The following is a 20,090-nucleotide window of genomic DNA, read 5'->3' as shown; positions in this document are numbered from 1 at the left end:
CCGCTGTATGTTAATGATTACCTCTTTTGCCAACCCGCGCGTGGCCCAGGCGTTTGTCGACTATATGGCGACGCAGGGGGTCATCCTGACTATCCAACAGCACACGCAGAGCGATGTCTGGCTGGCAGATGAAAGCCAGGCCGCGCGGGTGCAGGCCGAGCTGGCCCGTTTTCTCGAAAACCCGGCCGACCCGCGCTATCTCGCCGCCAGCTGGCAATCGGGGCATACCAATAGCGGATTGCATTACCAACGCTTTCCTTTTTTAGCTACCCTGCGTAACAACGCCGGGCCGTTTACGTGGGCGATTTTGCTGGCCTGTATCCTGGTCTTCATTCTGCAAAACGTTCTGGGCGATCAGACGATGATGATCTGGCTTGCCTGGCCCTACGATCCTTCGCTGAAATTCGAAGCCTGGCGCTACCTTACCCATGCTTTCATGCACTTCTCGCTGATGCATATTCTGTTTAACCTGCTATGGTGGTGGTACCTCGGCGGTGCGGTGGAGAAGCGCATCGGTAGCGGCAAACTGGTGGTGATTACCATTATCAGCGCTCTGCTGAGCGGATTCGTCCAGCATCAGGTTAGCGGCCCGTGGTTCGGCGGTTTGTCGGGGGTAGTCTATGCGTTAATGGGCTATGTCTGGCTGCGCGGCGAGCGCGACCCGCAGAGCGGTATTTATCTGCAGCGTGGTCTGATCCTCTTCTCTTTAGTGTGGTTAGTGGCTGGATGGTTTGATGTTTTCGGCATGTCGATCGCCAATGGCGCGCACGTGGCGGGCCTGGCAGTCGGGCTGGCGATGGCGTTTGTCGATACGCTAAATGTGCGAAAACGAACGTAGAGATTCCCAGGGATATTTCATGAAACAAACACAACGTCATGACGCGATTATCGAGCTGGTAAAAAAACAGGGATACGTCAGTACCGAAGAGCTGGTGGAGCAGTTTGCCGTCAGCCCGCAGACTATCCGTCGCGATCTGAATGATTTAGCGGAACAAAAAATGATCCTGCGCCACCACGGCGGCGCGGCGATGCCTTCCAGCTCGGTCAACACCTCGTGGCACGACAGGAAAGCAACCCAGACGGCGGAAAAAGAGCGTATCGCGCGGAAAGTGGCGAGCGAAATACCCGACGGCGCAACCCTGTTTATCGATATCGGCACAACGCCGGAAGCGGTGGCCCACGCGTTGCTCGATCATAATGACCTGCGGATTGTGACCAACAATCTCAACGTCGCGAATACGCTGATGGTGAAAGACGATTTTCGCATTATCCTCGCCGGCGGCGAGCTGCGCAGCCGCGATGGCGGGATCATCGGCGAAGCGACGCTCGATTTTATCTCCCAGTTCCGTCTCGACTTCGGCATTCTTGGTATAAGCGGTATTGATAGCGACGGTTCGCTGCTGGAGTTTGATTACCATGAAGTGCGCACCAAGCGGGCGATTATCGAAAACTCGCGCCACGTGATGCTGGTGGTGGATCACTCGAAGTTTGGGCGTAATGCGATGGTGAACATGGGCAGCATTAGTATGGTCGATGCGGTTTATACCGATATCATGCCGCCCGCAGGCGTGCTGAAGGTGATTAAAGACAACAACCTGCAGCTGGAGCTGTGCTAAACAGCGTTATACCCCGTATCCCATCATTTTGAGCAACCGCTGGGCATGCTGAACGGCATCCTGGCGGTGCGCGACGCCCAGTTTCTGATATAGATTGCGAATATGCGTTTTAATCGTGGTGGCCGCAACATCCAGTTCGCCGGCGATCTGCTCGTTGCTGTAACCGGAATAGATAAGCCCTAACACCTGCCATTCGCGCTGGGTCAGCGGACTGGTGCGGATAAGCTCCGGCACTTCCGGGTGGTTCAGCAGCCGTTCGACGAAGCTCTCGTCGAAGTGGGCGAATTTATGTCGATGATGCTGGTTAATATCGCGCAGGATGCGCTGCGCGCGGTGCTGCTCCAGCTCCGGCAGCGTATTCAGTTGAATCAGCTGGCGCAGCTGCTGGGCCATGGCTTCGCCTTCAATCACGAAGTGGTTGATAAAGCCGGTGCGGTTAGCCAGGGTTAAGGCTTCCATTAACACTTTTTGCGCCTCGCCCTTGCGGTCCGCCTGCCAGTACAGCTGGTTCAACAGCAGCAGGTTACGGTTGATATCGCTCATCAGCCGCAGCGAGCGGGCGTTTTCATTTAACTCTTCCAGCACCATTTCGGCGGAATCAAAATCACCGAGCAGGATCTGTGCGCGGGCAATGTTGCGCCACTGGCTTTGCAGGAAGTGGTTATTGGCGAATTCAGGTTTCGGCGTCTGGCGCAGCCAGTTGGCCGCTGCGGTTTTATCACCGGTCATCTGCCAGTAGATCACCCGCACTTTGTCGGCGTTAGAGACCCAATCGCTGTGATAGTGGCCGTTGCCCAGCAGATTTTCCAGGCGGTTTAATAAGCTGCGGGCGTTGTCGAGATCGCCGCGCGCCAGCGAGCACTGCACCATCAACGCCAGGCACTGCAACTGCTGCTGCGGCTGGTAGTTTGCCAGCACAGCGATGCCGCTGCGGGCGCTTTCTTCTGCTTCATCAAGACGCGCCCACGCCCACAGCAGCTGCGCGCGGATGCGCAACAGGAACTCATGCATCGGCAGCTGTTCAAGATGCTGATCGCGGATAAGCTGGAAAGCTTTATCCTGAATCTCCCATGCCGCCTGCAGGAAGCCCTGGGCAAACAGAATCTCGCTCTGCTGAATCATGCTCCACAGGGCGTAGTGCCAGACGTCATGACGGCGAGCCATCTGTTCTGTTTGCTGCATCACCGCCAGCGATTTGCTCAGATGGCCTTTGCAGTGCAGCACTTCGCCGTGAACGGAAGTGGCGACGATGCGGCTGTAATAGCTCGCCAGCGGCAGTTCATCCAGCGCCACCATTGCCAGACGCTCGGCTTCGTCCTGATCGCCGGCGTTGATAGCGACCTGCGCGCGCAGGGCGTTGAAATCGCCGTGCATCGCGGTATCCATTTCGACATCCATCTCCTGCTCGGCGCGGGCCAGCAGGGTATTCACTTCGCTATAGCGATGCTGGCTCTGCATCAGCCAGGCCTGTAATAGGATCAGCCGCGGGTTTTCCAGCAGGTTCGACCACGGCAGCGCCGCCAGCGATTGTTCCAGCAGACCCAGCTCGCTGTGGTTGAACATGCCCCAGGCGTGGTTGAGCAAAATATCGCGCAGCATGGCGGCATCGCCAGCGGCAAGCGCATGATGGATGGCTTCGGTGGGGAACCCCTGCGCCATCCACGCTTCGGCGGCGGCGCGGTGAATTTCCGGTAGCTCGGTGGCCATTTCCCACTGACAGCGCTGGCGCAGGAAGTTGCCGAATAGCGGGTGATAGCGGAACCACTCGCCGGAGTCATCCATCCGGTGCAGGAACAGCCCCTGACGTTCGATCTCTTCCAGCTGCATCTGGCCGTTCTCTTCGCCGGTGACGCGGACGATAAGCGCGTCATTCATCGAGCGCAGCAGCGAGCTTTTTAACAAGAAGCTGCGGGTACGGGCATCGACGTTATCCAGCACTTCATCGACCAGATAGTCGGAAAGGTGGCTGGCGTTAATCCCGGCGAGACGACGGGCGGAGTGCTGGGCTGAGGTGTTTTTCTGCCGGGCGGAGAGGGCGATGAGCTGCAGGGCGGTGGCCCAGCCGGCGACGTCATCGCACAGGCGACTGCTGTCATCGGCTTCAATGGGGGAGGCGAGGCGGCAGTCAAAGAACTGTTTCGCCTCCTGATGAGTAAAAGCCAACTGTTGGCTGCCGATTTCCAGTAACTGCTCGCGCACCCGTAGGTTGGCGATCCCCAACTGCGGCAGGTTGCGCGACAGCACTACCAGCGTCATGGTCTCTGGCTGATGGCGCAAGAAGAAGCGCATGGCATCGTGGATCACCGGATTGGTAATCAGGTGATAATCATCAATGACCAGGTACAGCGGACGCTGCCAGTCGGCAAGCTCAATAAACAGCTGCGCAAACAGCGACGGCAGGCTGGCGTACTGGCGCTTTTGCACCATGGCTTCGCTGGCGGCGCAGTGGCCGCCTGTCGCCTGTTGAATCGCCGCAATCAGATAGCTGGCGAAGCGCTCTTGTTGATTATCGCCTTCATCGAGCGAAAACCAGCCAAGGTCATGTTTACCCGAAGCCCACTGCGAAACGAGCGTGGTTTTGCCGTAACCTGCCGGGCTGGTCACCAACGCGAGACGATAATTGTTCGCGCCGGAAAGTTTCGCCAGCAACCGTTCGCGAACCACAGTGTGTTCAAGACGGGATGGACGACTTAATTTTGACGGAATCAACATAGTTCACTTTTTCGCTGTGCAAGAAAGGGACGGGGATTTTTTTTGCGCTTCGTAATTAATGACTCCTAAGGTCGGTGATAATGAAAGTTATTGCAAGTTATGTCCAAAATTGATGCTCTTGAATTTGCTCTCGGTCACAATTTCTCGCTTCGGTTTTTAATTAGCTTTAAACCGGTACCAGAACGCGTCATGCCTCGGTTTACGACGGTTTCGTCCGGGACGAAATTACTTTACCCAGCATTTTTTGTAGTTGATTGTTTTTATTAAATTATCGTCAGTGGATTCTTAGGGTTAATCTATTTCACGTATTTTTGTCATGGCATCTTTTTATTCTGTCAGTAGTTTATTTTTTATTTCACGATAATGGCACGAGCGAATTTGGCTTTGCGCTATGAATTGCGCTGTAACAAATTTGCCGTTCGTTGCGCTGGCGAAATTATTGTTCTACACGCGCAATAGGGCGGCGAATTCCCGACGACGAGCTAACGTTAAAGTGGCCGCGATCACAATTTTCGCTCATCCCCGCTACTCCTCCCTGTCTAATCCCCCTCGGGAGGAGGCAGCGGCCTCGGGAGGTCGGCACACTAAGGCTAACGTTTTAGTAAAGGACCAGGATTTCTTATGTCACAGACTTCTTTTAACCAGGCTCAGTTTCAGGCTGCACTGACGCGTCAGTGGCAGCGTTTCGGTTTATCGTCAGCCGCAGAGATGACCCAACGCCAGTGGTGGCGTGCGGTCAGCGGCGCGCTGGCGGAGCTTTTGGCGGCGCAACCGGCGGCGGAAGCCGTTAAAGGACAGCGCCACGTTAACTACATTTCGATGGAGTTCCTGATCGGTCGCTTGACCGGTAATAACCTGCTCAACCTGGGCTGGTATGAAGGGGTGAGCGAGACGCTGAAGGCGTACGACATCCAGCTGACCGACCTGCTGGAAGAAGAGACCGATCCGGCGCTGGGCAACGGCGGCCTGGGCCGTCTGGCGGCCTGCTTCCTGGATTCTATGGCCACCGTTGGTCAATCGGCGACCGGCTATGGCCTGAACTATCAGTACGGCCTGTTCCGTCAGTCCTTTGCCGACGGTCAGCAGATGGAAGCGCCGGACGACTGGGGACGCGGCAGCTATCCGTGGTTCCGCCACAACGAAGCGCTGGATGTGCAGGTAGGCATCGGCGGTAAAGTTAGCAAAAGCGGCGAATGGCAACCGGCTTTCGTGATTACCGGCGAAGCCTGGGATCTGCCGGTGCTTGGCTATCGCAATAACGTCGCGCAGCCGTTACGCCTGTGGCAGGCGAAGCATGCCCATCCGTTCAACCTGACCAAATTCAACGACGGCGATTTCCTGCGCGCGGAGCAGCAAGGTATCGACGCGGAAAAATTGACCAAGGTGCTGTATCCGAATGACAACCACCTGGCGGGGAAAAAACTGCGCCTGATGCAGCAGTACTTCCAGTGCGCCTGCTCGGTGGCGGATATTTTGCGTCGCCACCATCTGGCTGGCCGCAAGCTGCATGAGCTGGCGGATTATGAAGTGATCCAGTTGAACGACACCCATCCGACCATCGCCATCCCGGAGCTGCTGCGCGTGCTGATTGATGAGCACCAGATGAGCTGGGACGATGCATGGGCCATCACCAGCAAAACCTTCGCTTATACCAACCATACGCTGATGCCAGAAGCGCTGGAGTGCTGGGATGAGAAGCTGGTCAAGGCGCTGCTGCCGCGCCACATGCAGATAATCAAAGAGATTAACGACAGATTTAAACTGCTGGTGGAGAAAACCTGGCCGGGCGATAAGCAGGTGTGGGCGAAGCTGGCGGTGGTGCATGACAAACAGGTTCGCATGGCCAACATGTGCGTGGTGAGCGGCTTTGCGGTGAACGGCGTCGCGGCGCTGCACTCCGATCTGGTGGTTAAGGATCTGTTCCCGGAATATCACCAGCTGTGGCCGAACAAATTCCATAACGTGACCAACGGCATTACGCCGCGTCGCTGGATTAAACAGTGTAATCCGGCGCTGGCTGCCCTGCTTGATAAGACGCTGAAGAAAGAGTGGGCCAACGATCTCGACCAGCTGATCAAGCTGGAGAAATACGCTGACGATGCCAAATTCCGTCAGGTTTATCGCGACATTAAGCAGGCGAATAAAGTGCGTCTCGCTGAGTTCGTGAAGCGGCGTACCGGGATCGACATCAACCCACAGGCGATTTTCGATATCCAGATTAAGCGCCTGCACGAATACAAACGCCAGCACCTCAACCTGCTGAACATTCTGGCGCAGTATAAAGAGATCCGCGAAAACCCGCAGGCCGACCGCGTACCGCGCGTCTTCTTGTTTGGCGCCAAAGCCGCGCCGGGCTACTACCTGGCGAAGAATATTATTCTGGCGATCAACAAGGTGGCCGAGGCGATCAACAACGATCCGCTGGTGGGCGATAAGCTGAAAGTGGTCTTCCTGCCGGATTACTGCGTATCGGCGGCGGAAATGCTGATCCCGGCGGCGGACGTCTCCGAGCAGATTTCCACGGCGGGTAAAGAGGCCTCCGGTACCGGCAACATGAAGCTGGCGCTGAATGGCGCATTGACCGTCGGCACCCTTGATGGCGCCAACGTTGAGATCGCCGAGCAGGTTGGCGAGGACAATATCTTTATCTTCGGCCATACCGTGGAAGAAGTTAAGGCGTTGAAGGCGAAAGGCTACGATCCGCTGAAATGGCGTAAGAAAGACAAGCTGCTGGACGCGGTGCTGAAAGAGCTGGAAAGCGGTAAATATAGCGGCGGCGACAAACACGCCTTTGATCAGATGCTGCATAGCCTGCTGCAAGGCGGCGATCCGTACCTGGTGCTGGCTGACTTTAGCGCTTACGTCGCGGCGCAGAAGCAGGTGGATGAACTGTATCGCGACCAGGAAGCCTGGACCCGCGCGGCGATCCTCAACACCGCGCGCTGCGGCATGTTCAGCTCCGACCGTTCTATTCGTGATTATCAGCAACGTATCTGGCAGGCAAAACGCTAAGGACAGGCCTATGGAGAATAAACGCCTTGATAACGCCGCGCTGGCGGCGGGGATCAGCCCCAGCTATATCAATGCGCACGGGCAGCCGCAGTCGATCGCGGCGGCCACTAAACAACGCTTGCTGGATGCTATGCATCGTACCGCTACTGCCGCGAAAGCGGCGGTAGAGCCGCTGCCCAGCGTCAAGGTTTTTACCCACGGTAAAAAAATGCAGCTGCCGGTCGCGGGGAGCGGGACGTTTCACTGGCTACTGACGACCGAAGAAGGTAAGCAGTATCAGGGTGAGACGCGCGGCGGCGAAACGCTCACCCTGCCGGGGAGATTGCCGACAGGCTATCACACCCTAACCCTCACGCGGGACGGCGAACGCTGGCATTGCCGGGCGATCGTCGCCCCGGCGCGATGCTACGAACCGCAGGCGCTAAAAGAGGGCAAAAAGCTATGGGGCGCCTGCGTCCAGCTCTACACCCTGCGTTCTGAGAACAACTGGGGCATCGGCGACTTCGGCGATCTACGCGCCATGCTGCCGGAAATCGCCCGTCGCGGCGGCGCGTTTATCGGCCTCAACCCGATTCACGCGCTCTATCCGGCGAACCCGGAGAGCGCCAGCCCGTACAGTCCGTCATCGCGCCGCTGGCTTAACGTCATCTATATCGACGTCAACGCGGTGGAAGATTTCCAGCGTAGCCCTGCCGCGCAGGCATGGTGGCAGCTTGCGGAAACCCAGCAGGCCTTGCAGGCCGCGCGGCAGACCGCTGATGTCGATTATACCGCCGTCACAGCGCTGAAGCTGACCGCGCTGCGTCTGGCGTGGGCCGAGTTTTCTACGCGTGAAGATGAGCAAATGGCGGAGTTCCGCCAGTTCGTGCTACGCGAGGGCGAAAGCCTCTACTGGCAGGCGGCGTTTGATGCGCTGCATGCGTGGCAAAGTCAGCAGGATCCGATGCGCTGGGGCTGGCCGGCATGGCCGGAGGCGTATCAGAGTACGAGCAGCCCGCAGGTGAAAACTTTCTGTGCGGAACATGCCGATGAGGTGAGCTTCTATCTGTGGCTACAGTGGCTGGCTTATACGCAGTTCGCCGCCTGTTGGCACACCAGCCAGCAGGACGGGATGCCGATTGGCCTGTATCGCGATCTGGCGGTCGGCGTCGCTGAAGGCGGATCGGAGACGTGGTGCGATCGCGAGCTGTATTGCCTCAGGGCTTCCGTCGGCGCGCCGCCGGACATCCTCGGCCCGCTGGGACAAAACTGGGGCCTGCCGCCGATGGATCCGCATGTGATGGCTGCCCGCGCCTACGAGCCGTTTATCGAACTGCTACGGGCGAATATGCAAAACTGCGGCGCATTGCGTATTGACCACGTGATGTCGGTGCTGCGCTTGTGGTGGATACCGTATGGCGAAACCGCCGACCATGGCGCCTATGTGCAGTATCCGGTGGATGACCTGCTGGCGATCCTGGCGCTGGAGAGCCAGCGGCACCGCTGCATGGTCATTGGCGAAGACCTCGGTACCGTACCGGTTGAAATCGTCGGCAAGCTGCGCAAAAGCGGCGTTTACTCGTATAAAGTGCTCTATTTCGAAAATGGCCCTGATAAAACGTTCCGCGCGCCGAAGGCTTATCCGCAGCAGTCGATGGCGGTCGCGACGACCCACGATCTCCCGACGCTGCGCGGCTATTGGGAGAGCGGCGATTTGACGCTCGGGAAGACGCTGGGTCTGTATCCGGATGAAGTGGTGCTGCGCGGCTTATATGCCGATCGCGAACAAGCAAAGCAGGGGTTGCTGGATGCGCTGCATCGGCACGGCTGTTTGCCGAAGCGCGCCGGGCATAAAGCCTCGCTGATGGCGATGACCTCAACGCTTAATCGCGGGATGCAGCGCTACATCGCCGACAGCAACAGCGCCCTGCTTGGACTGCAGCCGGAAGACTGGCTGGAGATGGCTTCACCGGTCAACATCCCGGGCACCAGTACCGAGTATCCCAACTGGCGGCGTAAGCTTACCGTGACGCTCGAGCAGATGTTTGCCGATGCGCAGGTGAATAAGCTGATTAAAGATCTGGATAAGCGCCGCAAAGCCCGCTAATCCAGAGAGAATTCCCCGGTGGCGCTGCGCTTACCGGGGCTACGGTTGAGAGCCGAAGAACAAAAAGGGAACGAGGATTACACCACCATCCCCAGGACCGTAGCCCGGATAAGGCGCTTTGCGCCGCTATCCGGGAAACGAATAATAAAAAGGCCGGGGCGCATGATGCGCACCCGGCCTTTTTTATCTCAGGGAACGAGGGTTACACCACCATCCCCAGCAGCAGACAACCAACCAGGCCGCACACGGAAATGATGGTTTCCAGTACCGACCAGGACTTGATGGTCTCGCCAATGGTCAGGTTGAAATACTCTTTGAACAGCCAGAAACCTGGATCGTTCACGTGCGAGAAGATAACGCTACCGGAACCCACGGCGATAACCATCAGCTCCGGGCTAACGCCGGTGGTGGCAATCAGCGGCGCGGCGATACCACCCGCGGTGATAGCGGCAACGGTCGCTGAACCCAGCGCAATACGCAGCACCGCGGCGATAGACCACGCCATAAACAGCGGTGACATATTGGATTCGTGCATGATAGAAGCGATGTACTTATCCATGCCGCTATCCACCAGCACCTGCTTAAAGGCGCCGCCGCCGCCGATGATCAACAGCATCATGGCAATAATTTTAATAGAGGAGGTCAGCGTATCGTTGATCTGCTCCATGGAACGGCCGCGGTTCAGGCCGAAAGTGAACAGCGCGATCAGCACCGCAATCAGGGTCGCCATCACCGGGTCGCCGAAGAACTCGGCAACGGGCAGGAAGGCGTGGCCCTTCGGCAGAACCATCTCGGCGACGGCGCGCATCGCCATCAGGATCACCGGTACCAGAGAGGTCCAGACGCTGACGCCAAAGCCCGGCATCTCTTCTTCGGTGAAGGTTTTCGGGTTGTGCAGGCCTTCCGGGATCGGCTTATCAATACCTTTCAGGAAACGGGCGAAAACCGGACCGGCGAGAATAACCGTCGGGATAGCCAGAATCGTACCGTAGAGCAGCGTTTTGCCCATATCGGCGTGGAAAATTGTCGCGATAGCGGTCGGGCCCGGGTGCGGCGGCAGGAAACCGTGGGTGACGGAGAGCGCCGCGGCCATCGGTACGCCAACGTACAGCAGCGGGATACGCGCGGAAGCGGCGATGGTAAAGACCAGCGGCAGCATCAGCACGAAACCGACTTCATAGAACAGGGCGAAACCGACGGTGAAACCGGTCAGTACAACGGCCCATTGAATATGTTTTTTACCGAATTTATCAATCAGGGTGGTGGCGATACGCTGCGCGCCGCCGCAGTCCGCCAGCATTTTACCGAGCATAGCGCCGAAGCCCATGATCAGTGCGAGGCTGCCGAGCGTGCCCCCGACGCCGTTTTTGATGGATACGATGACTTTATCCAGAGGCATACCCTGCATTAATCCGACGGCGAGCGCCACCAGAACCAGAGCGATGAAGCCGTTCATTTTGAAACGGATCATCAGCAACAATAACAGGGCAACCCCGATAGCTACGATGACTAATGGCATGATTTACCTGGCCTTAACTTGTTATGGGTAACGTTAAAGTCTGAACATCTACAGTATCCGTTCCGCAGAGGAACAAGGATGTCTTGCACCGTAAAGCTGGCATATTCCTGACCCAGAGAAAGGATAGCTGGCTATTTTTTTGTCGGTGGTGCTTGTCGTGGATGATACGGGTAACATGTGAGCTTTGAGAATGCCCTGAACCGGGTAAATTTTAAATATGAGACTTAAGTCATACTCTCTGCCGGGTTTTTGCCGTGCCGGCTAGTCAGAAATGTTGTGCGGTAACATGCGGGAAGGAGAAGTCACCCGGCAAGCGGTTGTTGCCGGGCGAGAAGGCGGAAGCTTAGTAGTAGGAGTGCTCGCCGCGCTGGTGTTCGGTCAGGTCGCGCACGCCTTTCAGCTCCGGGAATTCGTTCAGCAGCTGCTTTTCGATCCCTTCTTTCAGGGTCACGTCGACCATCGAGCAGCCGTTGCAACCACCGCCGAACTGCAGGATAGCCAGACCGTCTTCGGTGATTTCCATCAGCGAGACGCGACCGCCGTGACCGGCCAGCTGTGGGTTGATCTGCGACTGCAGCAGGTACTCCACGCGCTCCATTAGCGGGGCATCGTCGGAAACCTTACGCATTTTGGCGTTCGGCGCTTTCAGCGTCAGCTGGGAACCGAGTTGGTCAGTGACGAAGTCGATTTCAGCATCTTCCAGATAAGGCGCGCTGAGTTCATCAACATACGCGGTCAGCTGTTCAAATTTCAGCTCCGTGTCGGTGTCTTCCACCGCATCCGGTGGGCAGTAGGATACGCCGCACTCAGCGTTTGGGGTGCCGGGATTAATCACAAATACGCGAATTTGCGTCCCTTCTTCCTGATTTGCCAGCAGTTTGGCAAAGTGCGCTTGTGCAGCATCGGAAATACGGATCATAGCGTTGGCCTAATAGTTGACTATTTTACTGGGTTATAATACGCCCATCAGCGGGGGTCTACAAGGTACGGCATACACACCATACCTGAACCGTCGCGGCGCCGTTTCGCAAAAGCAGGCGGGAAATCTCGGCGACGGTGCTTCCGGTTGTGACGACATCATCCACAATGGCGATATGGTGGCCCCGAACGGATAATTCAACCTGGAAAGCATTTTTCAGGTTCTGCTTACGTAATCTGGCGCTTAACTGATGCTGTGTTGCGGTACGCCGGATTCGCTTCAGCGCATCGCCGCGCCAGGCGCAACCCATCCAGTGCGCCAGCGGGCGACATAGCGCCTCGCTTTGGTTAAATCCCCGACGCCAGTGGCGGCGTTGCCAAAGAGGCACGCTGATAATCCGGTCCACTGGCGGCAGCCCGCGGTTAAGGCGCAGGCGCAAAATAAGCAGTCGCGCCAGCGCGGGTCCCAACTCCGGATGAGGGGCAAACTTGAACTGATGTACCAGTCCGCTTAGCGGCGGGGCATAGCTATTCACCGTCACCAGCCGCTGCCAGGGCGGCGGTTTTTGCAGGCAGCGTCCGCAGGGGACGTTAGAGGCCGATGCCGGTAGGCCGCACTGCGGGCAGAGTGATTGTGAGATGAGCAACGAGGCGGTGCAGCGCGAGCAAATCCCCCAGTGAGCGATAGCCAGCGGCATTTGGCATAGCCAGCATAAGCCGTGTGCTGTTAGCATAATTCCCCTCATAGTGATGGAAAGAGAACAGTAACTGATGAATGACATCTGGTGGCAAACCACGGGCGAAGGAAATTGTCATCTTGTGCTGCTGCACGGATGGGGGCTGAATGCCAACGTGTGGGATTGCATCACGCCGGAACTGGCTACGCATTTTACCCTGCACCTGGTGGATCTGCCGGGCTATGGCCGCAGCGGTGGTTTTGGCGCTTTAACGCTTGAAGAGATGGCGCAGCAGGTCGTTGAAAAAGCGCCGGAGCAGGCCATCTGGCTTGGCTGGAGCCTGGGCGGGCTGGTGGCGAGCCTGGTGGCGCTGCAGCACCCGCAACGCGTGCAGGCGCTGGTGACCGTCGCTTCTTCGCCGTGTTTTGGCGCGCGCGACCAGTGGCCGGGGATTAAACCGGAAGTGCTGAGCGGCTTCCAGCAACAGCTTAGTGAAGATTTCCAGCGTACCGTCGAGCGTTTTCTCGCCCTGCAAACCATGGGTACCGAAAGCGCGCGCCAGGACGCCCGGGCGCTGAAAAGCACCGTTCTGTCGCTGCCGATGCCGCCTGCCGAGGTTCTCAACGGCGGGCTGGAAATCCTCAAAACCGCCGATTTGCGTCAACCGCTCGCCGCGCTGACCATGCCGTTTTTGCGTCTCTATGGCCGCCTGGATGGGCTGGTGCCGCGTAAAATCGTTCCGCTATTGGATGAGCTGTGGCCGCAAAGTGAGTCTATCGTCTTCGAAAAGGCGGCCCATGCGCCGTTTATTTCACATCCCCAGCCATTTTGTGAGCCTCTGATCGCGTTGAAAAAGCGGCTGAATAATTATTTTTAGCGCCGCGTGGTAAATCATCAGGATCGGGCAATACTTAGGTTGTTGCGGTGGTTGATTATTTCGTTTTTGCCGCCGCAAACTAACAATAACAACCTTATGGAGAGTAAAGGCTATGAAACTTGTTACAGGTATTGTTGCATCTCTGGTGATTGGCTCCCTCTCTTTTGGCGCGTTCGCGGCGAAAGAGATCCAGAAAGATGAAGTCGCGAAGATGAATCTGACCAAGGTCGGCAGCATCACGACTTCCCGTACCACGTCGCCGATGGACGCGAAGCGCGATCTGTCGAAGAAGGCGGATGAGTTGGGCGGTAAGTACTTCGTGGTCATTGCCGGCGAGAAGAACGAGAAGACGGTTCACGCGAACGCCGACGTGTATAAGTAAGCCTGATTTTCCCTGCCAGCGCTGTGCCTGGCAGGGCTAGCAAATCGCACCGCAGATAGCCCGGACAAGGCGCTACGCGCCGCCATCCGGGATGTCTATTCAGCGCAAAGACCACCACTCCCGCAGGCAGGTTTTACCCTCCGGGCAGCTTTTACAGCTGCCGGAAAGGCAGCCATCGGCATCTTCGGTCATCTTGACCGCTTTCCCCATCGCTTCCAGGCGGCTTAACATGGCGTCGATCAGCGGCCGCGGCGTATGCAGGCGGGCGCTCAGCTGTGCGGCCTCCATGCGCCCCTGCAGGGCCAGCATATCGCGTACTTCGATTAACGATGCCATGATGATTGCTCCTTAATGGCAGTCGCCGGCCGGACTCTGGCAGCAGGACGTCGGGGTTTTACGCGTCGCCAGCAGGGAAACATCCACCCGGCTCCGCGCCCGACGCAGCAGGCCAAAGACCACGACGTTAAACAGAATCACCGCCAGAATACACACCAGGCTGTAGCGCGGGTGCTGGCTAAAACTCACGGTCTGGTAGTACAGCGTCGATAGCGAGTAGGCGATATTAAGCCCCCACAGTACCGAGAACATCATCCAACCGCGGCTGGATTCACGGGCAATTGCCCCCATCACGGAAATGCATGGAATATAGAGCAGGACGAAAATCAGGTAGCTGTACGCGGCGGCGGCGCTGCCGAATTTGCTGCCCATCACGCCCATGGCGCCGGTTTCCATTTCGCCATCGCCTTTGCTTGCTTCAATCGGGTTCGCCAGCACGCTCAGGCTAAAGGTGTCTTTCAGCCCCTGCCAGGTTTCATCGACGGCGGCTAACAGCTCGTCGCCAAGGCTAAACTCCTGTGGGTTAAACTCTTCATTCTGGATATCTTCCGCGGTGTAGAGGGTGTTCAACGTACCGACCACCACTTCTTTCGCCATCGCGCCGGTAAACAGGCCGACGGTTGCCTGCCAGTTATCTTCGTGCACGCCAATGGGCTTAAACACCGGGGTAATCACCCGGCTGACCGAAGCCAGCGCCGAGTCGTTGATGTTATCGACCACTTTGCCGCTGAGCGAGAAGCTGTTCAGCGCGCTGAGGAAAATACTGACGATGACAATCACCTTACCGGCGCGCAGGACGAAGCCTTTCAGGCGCTGCCAGGTCTGGATAACCAGGCTCTTGATGTGCGGTACGTGATACACCGGCAGCTCCATCACAAACGGCGAGGCTTCGCCGCGCATAATGGTGTATTTGAGCATCAGGCCGGTGAGGATCGCCATCACGATGCCCAGCACGTACAGTGAGAAGACCGCCAGCGCGCCGTTCTGCCCGAAGAAGGCAGCGGCGAAGACCGCGAAAATCGCCAGTCGCGCGCCGCAGGACATAAATGGCGCCATCATGATGGTCATTAGCCGTTCACGCGGCGCATCCAGCGTACGGGCGCCCATTACCGAAGGCACGTTACAGCCGAAACCGACGATCAGCGGCACGAAGGATTTCCCCGGCAGGCCTAACGCCTGCATCAGGCGGTCCATCACGAAGGCCGCGCGCGCCATATACCCGGAGTCCTCAAGGAAAGAGAGGAACAGGTACATCATGCCGATTTGCGGCACCAGCGGCAGCACGGTATTGATACCGCCGCCCAGCCCTTGCGCGAGGAATACGGTCAGCCAGTCCGGGAAGTGCAGGGTGTAGCCCAGCCACTGGATGCCGTGAATGAAGATAGCCACCGAACCGGCGTCGAAAATCGGCTGCAGGGCGCCGCCGATGTTGATAGCCAGCAGGAACATCAGGTACATCACGAACAGGAAGATCGGTAAGCCGAGGAAGCGGTTAAGGATAATTTTATCCATCGCCGTGGTGAAGCGGCTCGGCTCGGCGGTCAGGGTGTTACTGACGGCATCGCATACCGCGGCGATACTTTGATAGCGGGCATCGGCGATATACAGCGCCGGATCGTCCATCTCGCCGCTCAGGTTAGCCAGCGCCAGATCGAGTTTGTCGGCGGCGTTGCCGGCGAAAGCGCGGCTATAAATATCGCCTTCCAGCATCTGCAGCCCCAGCCAGCGGCGCTGACGCAGCGGCATATCAGCAGGCATCGCCTGCGCCAGCATATCGGCTTCGCGCTGCAGAGATTGTGGATAGTGCACCAGTTCCAGCGGCTGATTTTTCTCATGGCGGTCAAGCGCCATTTTTAGCGCTTCGATACCGCGGCCGCGGGTGGAGACCAGCGGTATCACCGGGCAACCGAGACGGGCCGCTAACGCGTCGACGTCGATGCGGATTTGCTGCTTTTCGGCAATATCGAGCATGTTTAGCGCGACGACGCAGGGAATACCCAACTCCAGCAGTTGCAGAGTCAGATAGAGGTTACGTTCCAGGTTCGAGGCGTCGATGACGTTAATCAGCAGGTCGGCATCGCCGCTGAGAATATAGTGACAGGCAATCTGTTCGTCGAGCGACGTCTGCGAGGAGATGGTGGTCAACGAATAGGTGCCCGGCAGGTCGACCAAGGTGACCTGGTGGTCGGTGGTGGTGAAGGCGCCTTCTTTACGCTCAACGGTGACCCCCGCCCAGTTACCCACCCGTTGGCGCGCGCCGGTTAGTTGATTAAATAACGTTGTTTTGCCGGAATTAGGATTACCAATTAAACCAACGGTTAATTTTTTCATTTTTTCAGACTCTTAGTGCTGGGTCAGGTGTTATTGCGCAACCGCTTCCAGTTCAATTAACGCGAGGTCTTTTTTACGTAATACCAGGCTCACGCGCCGGGTCTCAATATGAATAGGATCGCCCAGCGGCGCCACGCGTACGACATGAAACGAAGAGCCGGGCAACATTCCCAGGGAGAGCAGTTTCTGCCGATAAGCCGGGCTAATATCGCGGGAAAAACCGGTGATTTTCCACACACTATCAGGAGTGAATTGCATAGGGCCTACTTGTTATCGCTAACCGAAAAGAGAATTTCCATACGCGGCGGTTAAAGCGGCGCTGGGGGCTATAGCCAACGAAGAAGAATAAAATTTAACTGATAACGATGATAATGAGAATGGTTTGTATCATCAATACATGACAAGGATAATAAATGCGGTTTTCCTGGGAATTTGCTTATTTTTTGATATGACGCAAGAACGTCGCTGTAGCCAAAAATAAGGGAAAAATTAATTTCTTCACTTAATGTTTAATAAAGGTTTCATTAGTTAACAGAATGAAACTTTATAAATTTCGAACTTATTGAAAGGTTACTGGAATATATTAATCGAGGCTCAGGCATTAAAAAGCGGAAAATTGCCCCTCGTAGAGAGGGGCAGGGAAGGATTAACGTTTTTTTCCCATCGCGGCGGCCAGCGCATCCATCATCGCGCTGTTGCCGGCTGGCTGAGCATCGCGACCGCGCGGCTTCGCCGCTTTTGCCGCCGGGCGGTTACCCTGCGGGCGATCGTTGCCGCCGCCGCGGCGCGCGTTGCTGTCGCCCGGTTGTTCATCCAGGCGCATCGTTAACGCGATGCGTTTACGCGGCAGGTCCACTTCCATCACCTTCACTTTGACGATATCGCCCGCTTTGACCACGGTATGCGGGTCTTCAACGAACTTATTCGACAGCGAAGAGATATGGACCAGGCCATCCTGGTGCACGCCGATATCGACGAAGGCGCCAAAGTTGGTAACGTTGGTGACCGCGCCTTCCAGAATCATCCCCGGCAGCAGGTCGTTCATCGTCTCAACGCCGTCGGCGAACTGGGCGGTTTTAAACTCAGGGCGCGGATCGCGGCCCGGTTTTTCCAGCTCTTTGATGATATCGGATACCGTCGGCACGCCGAACTTATCATCGGTAAAATCAGAGGCTTTCAGGTTGCGCAGCTCGCTGCTGTTGCCCATCAGATCTTTCAGCGCCTGCTGGGTTGCGGCCAGAATACGCTCGACCACCGGGTAGGCTTCCGGGTGAACGGTTGAGGCGTCCAGCGGGTTATCGCCGTGGTTAATACGCAGGAAGCCTGCGCACTGCTCAAAGGCTTTCGGCCCCAGACGGCTTACTTTCAGCAACTGCTGGCGGTTATGGAACTGGCCGTTCTCGTCGCGCCAGGCGACGATATTCTGCGCCATCATGCGGGTCAGGCCGGCAACGCGGGTTAACAGCGCCACCGAGGCGGTGTTAAGGTCAACGCCGACGGCGTTAACGCAGTCTTCCACCACCGCATCCAGCTTACGCGCCAGCTGCGTCTGACTAACGTCATGCTGATACTGACCGACGCCGATTGATTTCGGATCGATTTTCACCAGCTCGGCCAGCGGATCCTGCAGACGGCGGGCGATAGAGACCGCGCCGCGTAGGGAAACATCGAGGTCCGGGAACTCTTGCGCCGCCAGTTCGGAAGCCGAGTAGACCGATGCGCCGGCTTCGCTGACGATCACTTTCTGGGCGGTTACTTTCGGGAACTGTTTTTGCACGTCGAGGAAGAAACGCTCGGTCTCGCGGGAAGCGGTACCGTTGCCGATAGCCACCAGCTCAACGTTATGTTTCTCGCACAGCGCCGCCACGACGACGGCGGCTTTAGCCGCCTGGCCGGTGTGCGGGTAGATGGTATCGGTGGCCACCAGTTTGCCGGTGCCGTCGACTACCGCCACTTTTACGCCGGTACGCAGGCCCGGATCGAGCCCCATGGTGGCGCGCAGGCCGGCAGGCGCGGCCATCAGCAGGTCATGGAGGTTACGGGCGAATACGTTAATCGCTTCGTCTTCCGCGCGTTCGCGCACGGTGCCCATTAATTCGGTTTCGAGGTGCATCAGCACCTTGATGCGCCAGGTCCAACTGACGACGCCTTTGCGCCAGCTGTCCGCCGGGGCATTATTCAGGCGCAGGCCGAGATGATCGATAATGATCTGCTCGCAGTGGCTCTCTTTCGGCGGCTCGTCAAACTGCGGGTCGGCGTTGAGCGACAGCTGCAGCACGCCCTCATTGCGCCCGCGGAACATCGCTAGCGCGCGGTGCGACGGCACGGAAGCGATCGGTTCATGGTGGTCGAAGTAATCGCGGAATTTAGCGCCTTCTTCTTCCTTGCCGCTGACGACGCTGGCCACCAGGTGGGCGTTTTTCCACAGATAATCACGCACCTTCGCCAGCAGGGCGGCGTCTTCCGCGAAACGCTCCATCAGAATATAGCGCGCGCCGTCGAGAGCGGCTTTACTATCCGCCACGCCTTTATCGGCATCGATATAGTTTGCCGCTTCGGTTTCCGGATCGTGGGAAGGCTCATTCCACAGCAGATCGGCCAGCGGTTCGAGACCGGCTTCAATAGCGATTTGCCCACGGGTGCGGCGTTTGGGTTTGTACGGCAGGTAGAGGTCTTCGAGCTCGGTTTTGCTGAGGGTGGCGTTGATGGCTTTTTCCAGCGCTTCGTTGAGCTTGCCCTGTTCGCCGATCGATTTGAGGATCGCCTGGCGGCGGTCTTCCAGTTCGCGCAGATACCCGAGGCGAGTTTCCAGATTACGCAGCTGCGTGTCATCCAGACCGCCGGTGACTTCCTTACGATAACGTGCAATAAACGGCACGGTGTTCCCTTCATCAAGCAGGCGAACGGCAGCTTCTACCTGTTCGGCTCTGGCCTGAAGTTCACCCGCAATAATGCGGCAGAGCGAATCATTCATCATCGGTTTTATTCATCATTAGGGTCAAAAATCTGGGGATAGTTATACGGGGTGACAGGCTAAAATGCCAGCCGCGACCGGGTTCTCTCGGAATGTTCCGGCGCTATTTCACGTATTCAATTTCATTGACGTACCAGCTGGCTTCGCCTGCCGGAGTGTTAACGATAGCCAGGTCGCCCACCTCTTTCTTTAGTAAGGCGCGCGCCATTGGCGAATCGATAGAGATATAGTCTTTGCGGCCGAAGATTTCATCGTAGCCGACAATGCGAAAGCGCTTGGTATCGCCATTGTCGTTCTCGATTTCCACCCACGCGCCGAAGAACACTTTGCCTTCCTGCTGCGGGGAATAATCGACGATTTTGAGATTTTCCAGACACTTGGTGAGATAACGCACCCGGCGGTCAATTTCGCGCAGGCGCTTTTTATTGTACTGATAATCGGCGTTTTCGCTGCGGTCGCCAAGACTCGCCGCCCAGGTCACTTTCTTGGTGACTTCCGGGCGCTCTGTACGCCACAAGTAATCCATCTCTTGCTTCAGTTTTTCATACCCTTCACGGGTGATCAGCGGCGTTTTCATCTGTGGTTCATCCAAAATAATCTCGTCCCGCCGTACCTTAACCAGCCGTTTCGGCAAGGTAAAGCGGTGGGCG

Annotated in this window: 15 protein-coding genes; 6 read left to right on the top strand and 9 right to left on the bottom strand. The window is 57.2% G+C overall.

Going from position 1 to position 20,090, the window contains the following annotated elements; all coding sequences use genetic code 11:
• Positions 1-7 precede the first annotated feature (7 nt).
• Both glpG and PGQ95_RS15660 read left to right on the top strand, forming a co-directional pair.
• The gene (gene glpG / locus PGQ95_RS15665) at positions 8-838 is read left to right on the top strand and encodes a rhomboid family intramembrane serine protease GlpG (RefSeq protein WP_015703685.1); all 831 of its coding nucleotides are present in this window, start codon (positions 8-10) and stop codon (positions 836-838) included.
• A gap of 19 nt (positions 839-857) precedes the next feature.
• A complete protein-coding gene (locus PGQ95_RS15660) occupies positions 858-1,616 on the top strand; it encodes a DeoR/GlpR family transcriptional regulator (RefSeq protein ID WP_015369351.1) in 759 nt (252 codons plus the stop codon).
• Between the two features lie 6 nt (positions 1,617-1,622).
• Here PGQ95_RS15660 and malT read toward each other — a convergent pair whose 3' ends face one another.
• On the bottom strand, positions 1,623-4,328 hold the full coding sequence (gene malT, locus PGQ95_RS15655; RefSeq protein WP_045394833.1) for an HTH-type transcriptional regulator MalT: 2,706 nt from the start codon (positions 4,326-4,328) through the stop codon (positions 1,623-1,625).
• A gap of 621 nt (positions 4,329-4,949) precedes the next feature.
• On the opposite strand from malT, the gene malP reads away from it, so the two are divergent.
• The gene (gene malP, locus PGQ95_RS15650; RefSeq protein ID WP_430918647.1) at positions 4,950-7,340 is read left to right on the top strand and encodes a maltodextrin phosphorylase; all 2,391 of its coding nucleotides are present in this window, start codon (positions 4,950-4,952) and stop codon (positions 7,338-7,340) included.
• Between the two features lie 10 nt (positions 7,341-7,350).
• On the top strand, positions 7,351-9,426 hold the full coding sequence (gene malQ, locus PGQ95_RS15645; RefSeq protein WP_430918645.1) for a 4-alpha-glucanotransferase: 2,076 nt from the start codon (positions 7,351-7,353) through the stop codon (positions 9,424-9,426).
• Positions 9,427-9,628: 202 nt separating this feature from the next.
• Here malQ and gntT read toward each other — a convergent pair whose 3' ends face one another.
• The 3 genes from gntT to gntX all read right to left on the bottom strand — a co-directional run bounded on the left by gntT (position 9,629) and on the right by gntX (position 12,597).
• On the bottom strand, positions 9,629-10,945 hold the full coding sequence (gntT, locus tag PGQ95_RS15640) for a gluconate transporter (RefSeq protein ID WP_015369355.1): 1,317 nt from the start codon (positions 10,943-10,945) through the stop codon (positions 9,629-9,631).
• 343 nt (positions 10,946-11,288) lie between these two features.
• Positions 11,289-11,864, bottom strand: coding sequence for a Fe-S biogenesis protein NfuA (nfuA, locus tag PGQ95_RS15635; protein ID WP_430918643.1), 576 nt, complete (start codon positions 11,862-11,864; stop codon positions 11,289-11,291).
• A 58-nt stretch (positions 11,865-11,922) separates the two neighbouring features.
• Positions 11,923-12,597 carry a DNA utilization protein GntX gene (gene gntX / locus PGQ95_RS15630; protein ID WP_430918641.1) on the bottom strand — a complete coding sequence of 225 codons (675 nt, stop codon included), beginning with the start codon at positions 12,595-12,597 and terminating at the stop codon, positions 11,923-11,925.
• Between the two features lie 37 nt (positions 12,598-12,634).
• Here gntX and bioH point away from each other — a divergent pair, with 37 nt between their 5' ends.
• Complete coding sequence (bioH, locus tag PGQ95_RS15625) at positions 12,635-13,417, top strand: pimeloyl-ACP methyl ester esterase BioH (protein ID WP_348876554.1); 783 nt, start codon at positions 12,635-12,637, stop codon at positions 13,415-13,417.
• Positions 13,418-13,529: 112 nt separating this feature from the next.
• The gene (locus PGQ95_RS15620) at positions 13,530-13,799 is read left to right on the top strand and encodes a YdgH/BhsA/McbA-like domain containing protein (RefSeq protein WP_015369359.1); all 270 of its coding nucleotides are present in this window, start codon (positions 13,530-13,532) and stop codon (positions 13,797-13,799) included.
• Positions 13,800-13,898: 99 nt separating this feature from the next.
• Here the strand turns inward: PGQ95_RS15620 and feoC are convergent, their stop codons facing one another.
• The 5 genes from feoC to greB all read right to left on the bottom strand — a co-directional run bounded on the left by feoC (position 13,899) and on the right by greB (position 20,017).
• Positions 13,899-14,135 carry a [Fe-S]-dependent transcriptional repressor FeoC gene (feoC, locus tag PGQ95_RS15615; RefSeq protein ID WP_049060791.1) on the bottom strand — a complete coding sequence of 79 codons (237 nt, stop codon included), beginning with the start codon at positions 14,133-14,135 and terminating at the stop codon, positions 13,899-13,901.
• A 12-nt stretch (positions 14,136-14,147) separates the two neighbouring features.
• Positions 14,148-16,466 carry a Fe(2+) transporter permease subunit FeoB gene (gene feoB / locus PGQ95_RS15610; RefSeq protein WP_087859060.1) on the bottom strand — a complete coding sequence of 773 codons (2,319 nt, stop codon included), beginning with the start codon at positions 16,464-16,466 and terminating at the stop codon, positions 14,148-14,150.
• Positions 16,467-16,496: 30 nt separating this feature from the next.
• On the bottom strand, positions 16,497-16,724 hold the full coding sequence (feoA, locus tag PGQ95_RS15605) for a ferrous iron transporter A (protein WP_087859061.1): 228 nt from the start codon (positions 16,722-16,724) through the stop codon (positions 16,497-16,499).
• Between the two features lie 388 nt (positions 16,725-17,112).
• Positions 17,113-19,443: a Tex family protein gene (locus PGQ95_RS15600; RefSeq protein WP_047065870.1), complete on the bottom strand. Its 2,331-nt coding sequence runs from the start codon at positions 19,441-19,443 to the stop codon at positions 17,113-17,115.
• A 100-nt stretch (positions 19,444-19,543) separates the two neighbouring features.
• Positions 19,544-20,017, bottom strand: coding sequence for a transcription elongation factor GreB (greB, locus tag PGQ95_RS15595; protein WP_113373948.1), 474 nt, complete (start codon positions 20,015-20,017; stop codon positions 19,544-19,546).
• Between the last annotated feature and the right edge of the window lie 73 nt (positions 20,018-20,090).

The sequence above is a fragment of the Klebsiella sp. 141240 genome (assembly GCF_050600805.1).
Classification (GTDB): Bacteria; Pseudomonadota; Gammaproteobacteria; order Enterobacterales; family Enterobacteriaceae; genus Klebsiella; species Klebsiella aerogenes.
The sequence above is the reverse complement of the archived record's forward strand: the minus strand, read 5'-3'. Positions and strand labels throughout refer to the sequence as shown.

Bases quoted from the DNA above. Each gene is read 5' to 3' on its own strand.
- glpG (WP_015703685.1), top strand. From the start codon at position 8: ATGTTAATGATTACCTCTTTTGCCAACCCGCGCGTGGCCCAGGCGTTT.
- PGQ95_RS15660 (WP_015369351.1), top strand. From the start codon at position 858: ATGAAACAAACACAACGTCATGACGCGATTATCGAGCTGGTAAAAAAA.
- malT (WP_045394833.1), bottom strand. From the start codon at position 4,328: ATGTTGATTCCGTCAAAATTAAGTCGTCCATCCCGTCTTGAACACACT.
- malP (WP_430918647.1), top strand. From the start codon at position 4,950: ATGTCACAGACTTCTTTTAACCAGGCTCAGTTTCAGGCTGCACTGACG.
- malQ (WP_430918645.1), top strand. From the start codon at position 7,351: ATGGAGAATAAACGCCTTGATAACGCCGCGCTGGCGGCGGGGATCAGC.
- gntT (WP_015369355.1), bottom strand. From the start codon at position 10,945: ATGCCATTAGTCATCGTAGCTATCGGGGTTGCCCTGTTATTGTTGCTG.
- nfuA (WP_430918643.1), bottom strand. From the start codon at position 11,864: ATGATCCGTATTTCCGATGCTGCACAAGCGCACTTTGCCAAACTGCTG.
- gntX (WP_430918641.1), bottom strand. From the start codon at position 12,597: ATGCTAACAGCACACGGCTTATGCTGGCTATGCCAAATGCCGCTGGCT.
- bioH (WP_348876554.1), top strand. From the start codon at position 12,635: ATGAATGACATCTGGTGGCAAACCACGGGCGAAGGAAATTGTCATCTT.
- PGQ95_RS15620 (WP_015369359.1), top strand. From the start codon at position 13,530: ATGAAACTTGTTACAGGTATTGTTGCATCTCTGGTGATTGGCTCCCTC.
- feoC (WP_049060791.1), bottom strand. From the start codon at position 14,135: ATGGCATCGTTAATCGAAGTACGCGATATGCTGGCCCTGCAGGGGCGC.
- feoB (WP_087859060.1), bottom strand. From the start codon at position 16,466: ATGAAAAAATTAACCGTTGGTTTAATTGGTAATCCTAATTCCGGCAAA.
- feoA (WP_087859061.1), bottom strand. From the start codon at position 16,724: ATGCAATTCACTCCTGATAGTGTGTGGAAAATCACCGGTTTTTCCCGC.
- PGQ95_RS15600 (WP_047065870.1), bottom strand. From the start codon at position 19,443: ATGATGAATGATTCGCTCTGCCGCATTATTGCGGGTGAACTTCAGGCC.
- greB (WP_113373948.1), bottom strand. From the start codon at position 20,017: ATGAAAACGCCGCTGATCACCCGTGAAGGGTATGAAAAACTGAAGCAA.